Source organism: Streptomyces cinnamoneus (genome assembly GCF_014650495.1).
GTDB classification, from domain to species: domain Bacteria; phylum Actinomycetota; class Actinomycetes; order Streptomycetales; family Streptomycetaceae; genus Streptomyces; species Streptomyces cinnamoneus.
On the sequence record NZ_BMVB01000013.1, the window covers coordinates 40,992 to 52,673 of the forward strand.

Consider the following 11,682-nt stretch of genomic DNA (forward strand, 5'->3'; position numbering starts at 1 on the left):
CGGTCGTACCAGGCGTGACGGTCGTGACGGCCGCCGGGAAAGCCCCCCACGGCACGGCGCCCCACCCGGTCTCGTACCGGGCGGGGCGCCGTGCCGTGCAGACCGTTCAGGCCGGGCGGGCGGGCGTCAGCGCACCCAGGCGCGCCAGACGTCCGGGTGCCGCTGCACCCACCGCTTCGCGGCCTCGTCGGCCGGGAGCCTGTCCTCGGCGATCATCTGCGCGACCTCGTTCTGGTCGGCCTTCGACCAGTGGAAGTTCTTCAGGAGCCGGGCCGCCTTGCCGCCCTTCTTCGCGAACTCCGTGTTGAGGTACTTCTTCAGCGGCGTGGTGGGGTACGCGCAGTCCACCGTCGCCGGGTCCGCCGCGCCCTTCTCCGCGCAGGCGTCGGTGTACTCGGGGAGCTTCACCTCGACCATGGGGACCTGGTTGAAGAGCCACTGCGGCTCGTACCAGTAGGTCAGGAAGGGCTTCTTCTCCTTCGCGAACTGCTTGAGCTGCGTGATCTGGGCGGCCTCCGAGCCGGCGAAGACGACCTGGTAGTCCAGCTTCAGGTTCTTCACCAGCGCCTTGTCGTTGGTGACGTAGGACGGCGAGCCGTCCAGGAGCTGCCCCTTGCTGCCGCTCTCGGGGGTGCGCAGCTGCGCCGCGTACTTGTCGAGGTTCTTCCAGTCCAGGACGTCGGGGTGGGCGTCGGCGAAGTACTTGGGCACCCACCAGCCGATGTGGCCGGTGACCCCGAGTTCGCCGGCGTCGGTGACCGTCTTCTTGTCGGCGACGTAGCGCTTCTCCTGGTCCGGGTGGCCCCAGTCCTCCATGAGGGCGTCCACACGGCCCTGGCTGAGGGCGTCCCAGGCCGGGACCTCGTCGACCTGGACGGTGTCGACGCGGTAGCCGAGCTCCTTCTCCAACAAGTACTTGGCGACGGCCGTGTTCGCCCGGGCGCCCACCCAGGACTGCACGGACAGCGTGACGGTCTTCCCGTCGCCCGCCGCGTTCGCGTAGGGCGAGGACTGCCGGGTCATGTCGGCGGCGCCGCAGCCGGTCGCGGTGGCCAGCAGGGCCGCGGCCGCGACGACCGTCCATGTCGTGCGCTTCCTCATCGGTTCGCCTCCTTCGTCGGCTGCGTCACCCGGTCGAGCATCAGCCCCAGGCAGGCGATCGCCGTGCCGGCCATCAGTCCGGTGGCCAGGTCGCCCTGGGCGAGGCCGAACACGACCTCGTAGCCGAGCGCGCCACCGCCGACGAGGGCGCCGATGATGACGACGGACAGCACCAGCACCACGGCCTGGTTGACGGCCAGCAGCAGCTCGGCGCGGGCCAGCGGGAACTGCACCTGCCGCAATTGCTGCCCGCCGGTCGCGCCCAGTGAGCGGGCGGATTCGAGGGCCGCGGGGTCGGCCTGGCGCAGGCCCTGGCTGACGATGCGGACGACGGCGGGCAGCGCGTAGACGATCGCGGCCGCGGCGGCCGGGGCACGGCCGATGCCGAAGAGGGCGACGACCGGGATCAGGTACACGAACTGCGGCATGGTCTGGAAGACGTCCAGCACGGGACGGAGCAGCCGGTCCACGCGGGGGCTGCGGGCCGCGGGCACGGCGACGGCGAAGCCGAGCACCAGCGTGACGGCGACGGCCGCCAGCACCTGCGAGAGCGTGTCCATCGCGGGCTCCCACCGGCCCAGCACGCCGATCGCGGCGAGCGAGAGCACTGCCGTGAGGGCCGTGCGCCAGGTGCCGATGAGCCAGGCCAGGGCGGCCACGAGGGCCAGGGCGCCCCACCAGGGGAGGGCTTGCAGGCCGTCGCGCAGGGGGTCGAGGACCCAGCCGGTGTACTGGGCGGCCCAGTCGGCGGTGCCGCCGATGCCGGGGATTCCGCTGTAGAGGTGCTGGACCATCCAGTCCTTGGCCTCGTTGACGGGGGTGGCGATGGCCACCGTCCATGTTTCAGGCCATGTGGTGCCGGCCAGGCGGCCGAGGGCTACGGTCGCCGCTATGGCTGCCGCCCATGTGGTTGCCGTTCGGGTGCGGCGCCGCGGTTGGTCGTGCCCACCCGTTCCGCCCCGCGGAACGCCTGCCCACGACCCGCGTCCCGCAGTCGTGCGGTCCAGGACGATCGCCAGGAGGACGATCGGGATGCCTGCTGTCAGGGCTGCGCCCACGTCGACCGTCGAGAGGGACTGGTAGACGCGGTCGCCCAGGCCGTCCGCGCCGATGACCGAGGCGATGACGGCCATCGACAGGGCCATCATGATGGTCTGGTTGACGCCCAGCAGCAGTTCCCGCCGCGCGAGCGGCAGGCGGGCCGTCAGCAGCCGCTGGCGGCCGGTGGCACCGAGGGAGTCCACGGCCTCCAGCACGCCCTGGTCCGTGCCGCGCAGGCCCAGCGCGGTGAGGCGGGCCATCGGCGGGGCCGCGTAGACGACGGTGGCCAGGACGGCCGGGGCCACGCCGATCCCGAAGACCAGGACGACGGGCAGCAGGTAGGCGAAGGCCGGCAGCGCCTGCATGGTGTCCAGTACGGGGCGCAGCCCGCGGAACATGCGGTCCGACAGGCCGGCCGCGAGGCCCAGCAGCGCGCCGACGGCGACCGAGGCCGCCACGGCGACGATCATCAGGGCGAGGGTGCGCATCGTCGGCACCCACATGCCCAGCAGCCCGCACACGGCGAAGGACGCCAGTGCGGTCGCGCCCGCCCGTACGCCCGCCAGGCGCCAGGCCAGCAGCGACGCGCCCGCCGTCACACCGGCCCAGCCCAGGGCGAGCAGCACGACGTACACGGTGCGCACCGCGGTGATGATGGCGTTGCTGATGTGGCCGAAGAAGTGCAGGAAGAGCCAGTGGCTGTCGCGGTTGTCGATGATCCAGTCGTTGGCCCTGCCGAGCGGGCCGTCGAGGGAGACGGCCAGCTCCGAGGGCCACGCCCCGCTGCCCCAGCGGGCGGCGGCGAACGGCGCGAGGACGGCGGTGACCGCGCCCAGCAGCAGGAGCTTGCGGGCGGCGGGCCGCTGCCAGGCGGCGCGGAGCGCGCCCGGCGGAGCGGCGGCCTGGGGAGCGACGGTCGTGGTGGCGCTGCTCATGCCGCGGCCTTCCCGAGCGGCTGGACCCGGTCCAGGCCGGCGACGATGCTCAGCAGGCTCTTGAAGTCGACGATGCCGAGGCACCGGCCGGAGTCGACGACGCGGGCGGGGCTGCCCGTGCGGGCGACGGCCTCGATGGCGTCGGCGACGGTCGTGGCGGGGTTCAGGGCGGGGCCGTTCTCGGCCTCGCCGGAGCTGCGCACCGGGCGCATGGCCCGGCGTACGGTCAGGACCTGCTCGCGCGGCACGTCGCGGACGAAGTCACGGACGTAGTCGTCGGCCGGGGAGCCGACGATCTCCTCGGGGGTGCCGCACTGCACGACGCGGCCGCCGCGCATCAGCGCGATGCGGTCGCCGACGCGCAGGGCCTCGCTGAGGTCGTGGGTGATGAAGACCATGGTGCGGCCCTCGTCGCGGTGCAGGCGTACGACCTCTTCCTGCATGTCGCGGCGGATCAGCGGGTCGAGGGCGCTGAACGGCTCGTCGAACAGCAGCACTTCGGGGTCGGCGGCCAGGGCGCGGGCCAGGCCGACGCGCTGCTGCTGGCCTCCGGAGAGCTGGGCGGGCCGGCGGGCCTCCATGCCGGCGAGGCCGACCTTCTGCACCATCTCGGCGGCCCGGGCGCGGCGTTCGGCCTTGGCGACGCCCTGGATCTCCAGCCCGTAGGCGACGTTGTCGAGGACGCTGCGGTGCGGGAGGAGGCCGAAGTGCTGGAAGACCATGGCGGCCCGGTGGCGGCGCAGGTCGCGCAGCGCGCCCTTGTCCATGCCGCACACGTCCTCGCCGTCGATGGCGATGGTGCCGCTGGTGGGCTCGATGAGGCGGGTCAGACAGCGGACGAGCGTGGACTTGCCGGAGCCGGAGAGGCCCATGACCACGAAGCACTCGCCCTTGCGGACGTCGAAGGAGACGTCGCGGACGGCGACCGTGCAGCCGGTCCGCTCGCGCAGTTCCTCGGGGGACAGGCCGGCCAGTTCACTGTCCGGCACGCGCGCGGCCTTCGGGCCGAAGACCTTCCACAGGTTGCGGACGGAGAAGACGGGCGCGGCGACGGTATCGGCAGCAGGCATTACGCCTCACCCCCAGGGGTCGTGGCCTCGGCAAGCAGTTCGGCGCACTTCTCCCCCACCATCAGGACGCCGATCATCGGGTTCACGGCCGTCATGGTCGGGAAGACCGAGGCGTCGGCGATGCGGATGTTCTCCAGGCCGCGGATGCGCAGCTGCGGGTCGACGACGGCCCCGGTGTCGTCGGCGGCGCCCATGCGGCAGGTGCCGGCCGGGTGGTAGACGGTGTGCGCGACCTTGCGGGCGTACTCGCTGAGGTCCTCGTCGGAGGTGACGTCCGGGCCCGGGCAGACCTCGCGCCTGAGCCACCCGGCCAGCGGTTCGGCCTTGGCGATCTCACGGGCGATCTTGATGCCGTCGACGAGGGTGCGGGCGTCGTAGTCCTCCTCGTCCGTGAAGTAGCGGAAGTCGAGGGCGGGCTTGACGGCCGGGTCGGCACTGGTGAGGTACAGGCGGCCACGGCTGCGCGGCTTGGGGATGTTGGGGGTCATCGACACGCCGTGCTCGGGCTTTTCGTAGCCGAGTCGCTCGGGGTTGTCGGTGAAGGGGATCTGGTAGAAGTGGAACATCAGGTCCGGGCCGTTCGAGGCCGGGTCGCGGCGCACGAACAGGCCCGCGTCGGAGTCCATCGCCGAGTTCTCGGGGATCGGACCGTCCGTCTCCCACACGATGACCGACTCGGGGTGGTCGAGGAGGTTCTCGCCGACGCCGGGCAGGTCGTGGACGACGGGGATGCCCAGCTCCTCCAGGTCGGTCTTGGGGCCGATGCCGGAGTGCAGCAGCAGCCGCGGGGTGTCGACGGCGCCCGCGCACACGAGGACCTCGCGCGCGGCCTCGACATAGATCTCCTCGCCGTCCTTAGTGCGGACGTGCACGCCCTTGGCGCGGGTGCCCTCCAGCTCCAGCCGGTGCGCCCAGGTCTCCAGCATGAGGTGGAGGTTGGGGCGGTCGAGGAAGGGGTGCAGGTAGGCGACCGAGGCGGAGGACCGCTTGTTGTTCTCGGGGTGGTAGGCGAGGTCGAAGAAGCCGACGCCCTCGTGGAAGGGCTGCTGGTTGAAGCCCTCGACGCGCGGCACGCCGACGGCCTTCTGCGCGGCCTCGACGAAGTCGCGGGCGATGGCGTTCCGGTCCTTCTCGTCCACCGCGACGATGTTGTTGCGCAGCCGGGCGAAGTACGGGTCCATCGACGCCGCGTCCCAGCCCTCGGCACCGGCCTCGGCCCACTCGTCCCAGTCGCCGGGCAGCGGCTTGAAGGAGATGAGGGTGTTGTGCGAGGAGCAGCCGCCCAGCACGCGGGCGCGGCTGTGCCGGATGTGGGAGTTGCCGCGCGGCTGTTCGGTGGTCGGGTAGTCGTAGTCGAGGTCGCCGCCGAGCAGGCCGAGCCAGCGGCGCAGGGTCAGGACGTCCTCGCGGTCGACGTCCGTGGGGCCGCCCTCGATGACGGCGACCCTCACGTCGGGGTCCTCGGTGAGGCGGGAGGCGATGACGGAGCCGGCGGTGCCGCCGCCGATGACGACGTAGTCGTAGACAGGCATGGGGGGATGAACTCCTTCTGCGGCAGGAATGTTCTTCGCTTGACGGGTGCGGGGCGTCAACCCGCGAACCAGCGCACCGGCTTGGGGTCCAGGTTCTGGTAAATGTGCTTCGGCTCGCGGTACTCGGCAAGCCCCGCGGGACCCAGTTCGCGTCCCGTTCCGGACTTCCCGAAGCCGCCCCACTCCGCCTGCGGCAGATAGGGGTGGAAGTCGTTGATCCACACCGTGCCGTGGCGCAGCCGGCCGGCCACGCGCCGCGCCCGGCCCGCGTCCTTGGTCCAGACGGCGCCGGCCAGCCCGTACTCGGTGTCGTTGGCGAGCGCCACGGCCTCGTCCTCGGTGTGGAAGGTCTCCACGGTGAGGAGGGGGCCGAAGGTCTCCTCGCGGACGACCCGCATCGCACCGTGGCACAGGTCGAGGACGGTGGGTGCGTAGAAGTAGCCGCTCTCCGGGCGGGTGCCGCTGGGCTCGGGGCGCTTGCCGCCGCAGCGCAGGGCCGCGCCCTCGGCGAGGGCGGAGGCGACGTACGCCTCGGTGCGGGCGAGCTGCTGCGCGGAGACGAGGGGGCCGCACTCGACGCCCTTCTCGGTGCCGCGGCCGAGCTTGATCCGCTCGGCGCGGCGGGCGAGTTCGGAAACGAAGCGGTCGCGGACGGACTCCTCGATGATGAGGCGGGAGCCGGCCGAGCAGACCTGGCCGCTGTGGATGAAGGCGGCGTTGAGGGCCTGGTCGACGGCGGTGTCGAAGTCCTCGGGCGTCTCGCAGGCGTCGGCGAAGACGACGTTGGGGTTCTTGCCGCCGAGTTCGAGGGCGACCTTCTTGACGGTCGGGGCGGCGGCGGCCGCCACCTTGGTGCCGCTGGCGAGTCCGCCGGTGAAGGAGACGAGGTCCACGTCGGGGTGCTCGGCGAGGCGGGCGCCGACGGGGTCGCCGGCGCCGGTGACGACGTTGGCCACGCCGTCGGGCAGTCCGGCCTCGGCGAGCAGCCGCACGAGGTGGACGGTGGACAGCGGGGTGACCTCGCTGGGCTTGATGACGAAGGTGTTGCCCGCGGCCAGCGCCGGGGCGATCTTCCAGCTCGCCTGCAGGAGCGGGTAGTTCCAGGGCGTGATCATCGCGCAGACGCCGACGGGCTCGTGCACGACGACGCTGTGGACGGTGTCGGAGCCCGCGTCGACGACGCGGCCCGCACCCTCGCTCACCACCAGGTCGGCGAAGTACCGGAAGGCGTCGCTCACGCAGTCGACGTCGACGCGGCCCTCTTCGAGGGTCTTGCCGGTGTCGCGGCTCTCGGTGAGCGCGATCTCCTCGCGGTCGCGCTGCAGCAGGTCGGCCACGCGCCGCAGCAGTGCGGCCCGTTCGGCGACGGGCGTGCGCGGCCAGGCGCCGGCGCCCCCGTCGAACGCGCGGCGGGCGGCGGCGACGGCCGCGTCGGTGTCCTCCGCGCTCCCCTCGGAGACGACGGCGAGGATCGTGGCGTCGGCGGGGTCGAGCACCTCGCGCTGCGCGCCGGACGCGGCCGCGCGCCACACCCCGTCGACGTGGATGGTCTCGACTGACGACATCACTTACTGCCTTCCGGTTCTAGACGGTCCCGTCACCGGCCGGCACGACGGCCGGACCGGCAACGGGACGCCCCTAACCAGAAGGGCGAAACCTATGCCTCCTTTTTCACGAAGAGTGACACGGGTCACTCGGCGTGCACGCCCGGGGAGTGGGCGGCCGGGTCAGCCGGTGCACTGTCCCGTGGGGCAGAACGAGGCCACCAGGGCCCGCGAGACCCGGGCCGTCGCGAGCCGGTCGGCCGCGGGGCCGGCGGACAGCAGCGCGTACTGCTTCCCGTCGGGCGCGGCGTGGGCATGGATGATCACGTGGCGGGTGGTGCGGTCGGTGAGCGTGTAGGTGTACTCCAGCTCGGCGGGGTTCCCCGCCCCGACCGCCCGGGCCAGCCGGACCTCGCGGTAGTCGGTGTAGAGGGAGACGTACTTCCTGGTCTGCACCAGCGAGTCGTAGGGGGTGGCCCCCGGCGGGTTCAGGGTGAAGACCTGGATCAGGCTCCTGCCGCCCGGTGCCCGGTAGAAGACGCTGGGCCCGTCGGTACTGCGCGTCCAGCCCGTGGGTACGTCCAGCCGGAAGCCTGCCGGGTCCAGGGTCCTGACGAAGCGGTCCGGGAAGCCCGTGCCGGCGAGCGTGCTCGGGGTGGGCGTCGGTGCGGGGGCGGGGGCGAGCGTGAAGCCTCCGGATCCGGTGCCGCCCGTGGGGGCGGGGGCCGGGCCGTAGCTCGTCGTGGGGCCGGGCGTCACCGGGGCGGAGGTCGCGGGGACCCCGCGGGTGCGGTCGTCGTCCCCGTCGTCGCGGACGAGCGCCCAGACGCCGGTCCCGATGGCGCCCGCCAGGACGATGCCGGTCAGGACGCCGGCGAGGACCGACGCGTGCGAAGGCCCGGCGGGCGGCCCGGGCGGCGGGCCCGGTGGGGGCGGCGGGACGAGGAACACCTCGGGCTCGCCGGACGCACCCGGCGGCTCCGCGGGGTGCGGCGCGCTCGGTGCGGGCGGCGGGACGGGCGGTGGGGCAGTCACCCATTTCTGCTGGTCGGCATCCCAGTACATGGCGCTCGCCGCCTCAGCCCGTTAAGGAGCTGATCGCCTGCACGACGGCGACGGCGGACGCCAGTCCGCCGACGGCCGTGGCGCCGCCGGTCAGCAGCTCGCGCAGCCGGGTCAGCCGTCCGGAGCGGGTCCGCCCCCGGGCGCGGGCGTCCTCCTCCAGCCCGGTCAGCTCCGCGTCGAGCGCGTCGAGCTGCTCGGTGCGGGCGAAGCGGGGCAGGTCCAGCCTCAGCTCGCCCACGGCCGCCAGCAGCTCGGGCGTGACCTCCAGCAGCTGCCGCGAGGCGTCGACCGCCTCCGCGTCCTCACCGGCGGCGGCCGCGCCACCACTCATGTCGAGGACGGCCATGCCGCCCTCGCCCGGCATCCGCAGGCCCTCCGGTACCACCACCGGGGCGGCCTGCCCGTCCCCGGCGGGCCGGCCGGTGCGCTCCGAGCGGTCCTCGGCCCGGGCGCCCTTGCCGGAGGCGGCCGCGCCGCCGGTCATGCGACCGATGAACATGCCGCCCTTGTCGTCGTTCCGCTGGTCCGTCATCGTCCCCCGCTTCCTGTGAGGTGCTTGGCCTCGGCGCCCGCCCCCTGGGCCACGGCGCCGCCGCTCATCGAGCCGATGTAGATGCCGCCCTCGCTGATCTGCACGATCTGCTGCTCGAACTGGTCCGTCTCGTAGCCCTGGGAGCGCAGGGCGTCCCGGACCCCGCTGGCGATCCGGTCCTGGACCGTCTTCACGTAGCGGCTGACGTCCATCTCCTGGAACAGCGAGACGTGCTTGGCCGCCGCCAGCTCGCGCACGGAGTCGGCCGGTCCGTCCGGCACGGCGCGCCGCGGGTCGGCGAGCCAGGTGCGGAAGCCGGAGACGGCCGAACGGACCGTGGAGACCGCGGCCGCGAAACCGGCGGCGGGCGCCGTCAGCAGGGCGCGCACGCCGTCGCGCAGCAGGTCGTCCTCGCCGCGGGCCGCGATCACGTCGACGGCGCGGAACTCGGGCCGGACGGGCGTCAGGACGTGCGGGGCGACCTCCAGGACCAGCATGCCGCCCTGGGTGTGCACCCTGACGAGCACGGAGACGACCACCTGTTCGTCCCAGGCGCCGACGCGCACGCGCAGGAAGTAGCGGCGCGCCTCGCCGCCCTCGTTGACGGACTCCGCCAGATGACGGCGGACGCTGTGCTCCTCGTAGTCGACCATGGGCCGCTGCGGGCCGACCGGCAGGTAGACGAACTCCTCGATCTCCAGGTCCTTCAGCCGGTCCCGGCTGCTCTCCGCGGCCCCCTTGCGCAGGGCCTCCAGCCGGGGCCGGATCAGCTCCACGATCGTGCGGCCGGTGAAGGGCGGGGCGCCGTTCGGGGCGAGGTCCCCGGCCTGCTTGCGCTGCTTGAGCTCCAGGGCGAACGACCAGGGCTCGTAGGGGATTCCCATGCCGATGAAGGGCCGGGACGGGTCGTAGATGGTCAGCCCCGCGTACTGCTCGCGGTCGATGGCGCGGGCGATCCGCCGGTGGTGGGCGGAGTCGGGGAAGGCCCGCGGCCGGCTGCGGAAGACGTCGCGGCCCAGCTCGTCGCGCATCACGGCCGCCACCCGCGCGCGGTGCGTCCACACGGGCACCGCGAGCAGCAGCGGGAAGATGATGCCGACCCAGTTGTTCGCGCCCTCGGACAGGGCCCAGAAGGTCAGCGCCCAGTACCCGAGCGTCAGCGCGGGCACGCCCACCGGGAGCAGGACGCGCAGGGCCCGCAGGGCGCCGCTGCCCCGCAGGGCCTGGCGCAGGGTGCGCTTGTCGACGACGTAGGCGGCCGAGCCGCGCCCGGCGGCGGCGTAGGCGGCCCAGTGGACGAGGCAGACCAGGGCGTACGCGCCCGACCAGAGCGGCGCGGGGGCCCCTTCCGGGGTGGAGGCGACGTCGACGGCGACGAAGCCCGCCCAGAGGCCGAGGAGCAGGAACGCGGTCAGGGTGTCCTGGGCGCGGGCGCGCAGTGCGTGGGTGAGCACCGGCACCACGTCCACGCCCAGCGAGGGGGCGATGGGTCTTTCTTCGTGTTCCACCAGCTCTTCGATGACACGGCGGCGGAAGTCGATGTCGAGGTAGGTCCCCGCGCAGAGTAACCGGGTGGCCTCTGTCGGGGCGTCTTGAGCGGATTGACTCATTTCTGTCCCCCGATCCGTCGAACTCATGTGTTGAGTACATGAGTTGACGTATTTTCGGAAGACCTCAGAATAAGCCAGAAGGCCCGCCGGCGACCCCGGTTGGGGACGACTGGCGGGCCCTGTGGGAACCGACCGGGTGCGACCCGGTCAGCGGCTTCGATCAGAGGTGATCAGATCAGGCCGAGACCGCGGACGGCGTCGCGCTCCTCCACCAGCTCCTGCACCGAGGCGTCGATGCGGGCGCGGGAGAAGTCGTTGATCTCCAGGCCCTGGACGATCTCGTACTTGCCGTCCTTGCAGGTGACGGGGAAGGAGGAGATGAGGCCCTCCGGGACGCCGTAGGAGCCGTCCGAGGGGATGCCCATGGAGGTCCAGTCGCCCTCGGCGGTGCCGTTGACCCAGGTGTGGACGTGGTCGATGGCGGCGTTGGCGGCGGAGGCGGCCGAGGACGCGCCACGGGCCTCGATGATCGCCGCACCGCGCTTGGCGACGGTCGGGATGAACGTGTCGGCCAGCCACTGCTCGTCGTTCACGACCTCGGCGGCGTTCTTGCCGGCGACCTCGGCGTGGAAGACGTCCGGGTACTGGGTGGCGGAGTGGTTGCCCCAGATCGTCAGGCGGCGGATCTCGGAGACCGCGACGCCGGTCTTCTTCGCCAGCTGCGAGATCGCGCGGTTGTGGTCCAGACGGGTCATCGCGGTGAAGCGCTCGGCCGGCACGTCCGGAGCGGCGGCCTGGGCGATCAGGGCGTTGGTGTTGGCCGGGTTGCCCACGACCAGGACCTTGATGTCGTCCGCGGCGTGGTCGTTGATGGCCTTGCCCTGCGGCTTGAAGATGCCGCCGTTGGCCTCCAGCAGGTCACCGCGCTCCATGCCCTTGGTGCGCGGGCGGGCGCCGACCAGCAGCGCGACGTTGGCGCCGTCGAAGGCCACGTTCGGGTCGTCGGTGATCTCGATGCCGCGCAGCAGCGGGAAGGCGCAGTCGTCGAGCTCCATGGCGGTGCCCTCGGCGGCCTTCAGGCCCTGCGGGATCTCCAGCAGGCGCAGCTTGACCGGCACGTCCGCGCCGAGGAGGTGACCGGAGGCGATGCGGAAGAGCAGCGCGTAGCCGATCTGACCGGCCGCGCCGGTAATGGTGACATTGACGGGAGTGCGGGTCATGGCGATCTCCTGCTGCGAACTGGTGGGTGTCCCTGCCCGGGTGTGTCGATCTCTCTTGGTGTCAAGAGATCAGGCGTCAGGCTATCCGACCC

The 11,682-nt window shown here is 72.6% G+C and carries 9 protein-coding genes; all 9 read right to left on the reverse strand.

Annotation, left to right across the window (positions count from 1 at the left end; genetic code table 11):
* Positions 1-126: 126 nt before the first annotated feature.
* A complete protein-coding gene (locus IE182_RS19505) occupies positions 127-1,101 on the reverse strand; it encodes an ABC transporter substrate-binding protein (RefSeq protein WP_190111158.1) in 975 nt (324 codons plus the stop codon).
* A complete protein-coding gene (locus IE182_RS19510; RefSeq protein WP_190111159.1) occupies positions 1,098-3,077 on the reverse strand; it encodes an ABC transporter permease in 1,980 nt (659 codons plus the stop codon). Before IE182_RS19510 ends, IE182_RS19505 begins: the two co-directional genes overlap by 4 nt.
* Positions 3,074-4,147: a quaternary amine ABC transporter ATP-binding protein gene (locus IE182_RS19515; RefSeq protein ID WP_190111160.1), complete on the reverse strand. Its 1,074-nt coding sequence runs from the start codon at positions 4,145-4,147 to the stop codon at positions 3,074-3,076. Before IE182_RS19515 ends, IE182_RS19510 begins: the two co-directional genes overlap by 4 nt.
* The gene (locus IE182_RS19520; RefSeq protein WP_190111161.1) at positions 4,147-5,679 is read right to left on the reverse strand and encodes a GMC family oxidoreductase; all 1,533 of its coding nucleotides are present in this window, start codon (positions 5,677-5,679) and stop codon (positions 4,147-4,149) included. Before IE182_RS19520 ends, IE182_RS19515 begins: the two co-directional genes overlap by 1 nt.
* A 56-nt stretch (positions 5,680-5,735) precedes the next feature.
* Entirely contained in the window at positions 5,736-7,244 is a 1,509-nt protein-coding gene (locus IE182_RS19525) for an aldehyde dehydrogenase family protein (RefSeq protein WP_190111162.1), read from the reverse strand.
* Between the two features lie 162 nt (positions 7,245-7,406).
* Positions 7,407-8,258, reverse strand: coding sequence for a serine/threonine kinase C-terminal domain-containing protein (locus IE182_RS19530; RefSeq protein ID WP_190111163.1), 852 nt, complete (start codon positions 8,256-8,258; stop codon positions 7,407-7,409).
* Between the two features lie 43 nt (positions 8,259-8,301).
* Positions 8,302-8,820, reverse strand: a complete 519-nt coding sequence (locus tag IE182_RS19535; RefSeq protein ID WP_190111164.1) for a hypothetical protein — start codon at positions 8,818-8,820, stop codon at positions 8,302-8,304.
* On the reverse strand, positions 8,817-10,328 hold the full coding sequence (locus tag IE182_RS19540; RefSeq protein WP_229844949.1) for an AbeC-like domain-containing protein: 1,512 nt from the start codon (positions 10,326-10,328) through the stop codon (positions 8,817-8,819). Before IE182_RS19540 ends, IE182_RS19535 begins: the two co-directional genes overlap by 4 nt.
* A 272-nt stretch (positions 10,329-10,600) precedes the next feature.
* Positions 10,601-11,590, reverse strand: coding sequence for a malate dehydrogenase (locus IE182_RS19545; RefSeq protein ID WP_190111166.1), 990 nt, complete (start codon positions 11,588-11,590; stop codon positions 10,601-10,603).
* Between the last annotated feature and the right edge of the window lie 92 nt (positions 11,591-11,682).

What these genes read in the sequence shown, in the direction of transcription:
- IE182_RS19505 (WP_190111158.1), bottom strand. Translation starts at nt 1,101, where the DNA reads ATGAGGAAGCGCACGACATGGACGGTCGTCGCGGCCGCGGCCCTGCTG.
- IE182_RS19510 (WP_190111159.1), bottom strand. Translation starts at nt 3,077, where the DNA reads ATGAGCAGCGCCACCACGACCGTCGCTCCCCAGGCCGCCGCTCCGCCG.
- IE182_RS19515 (WP_190111160.1), bottom strand. Translation starts at nt 4,147, where the DNA reads ATGCCTGCTGCCGATACCGTCGCCGCGCCCGTCTTCTCCGTCCGCAAC.
- IE182_RS19520 (WP_190111161.1), bottom strand. Translation starts at nt 5,679, where the DNA reads ATGCCTGTCTACGACTACGTCGTCATCGGCGGCGGCACCGCCGGCTCC.
- IE182_RS19525 (WP_190111162.1), bottom strand. Translation starts at nt 7,244, where the DNA reads ATGTCGTCAGTCGAGACCATCCACGTCGACGGGGTGTGGCGCGCGGCC.
- IE182_RS19535 (WP_190111164.1), bottom strand. Translation starts at nt 8,820, where the DNA reads ATGACGGACCAGCGGAACGACGACAAGGGCGGCATGTTCATCGGTCGC.
- IE182_RS19545 (WP_190111166.1), bottom strand. Translation starts at nt 11,590, where the DNA reads ATGACCCGCACTCCCGTCAATGTCACCATTACCGGCGCGGCCGGTCAG.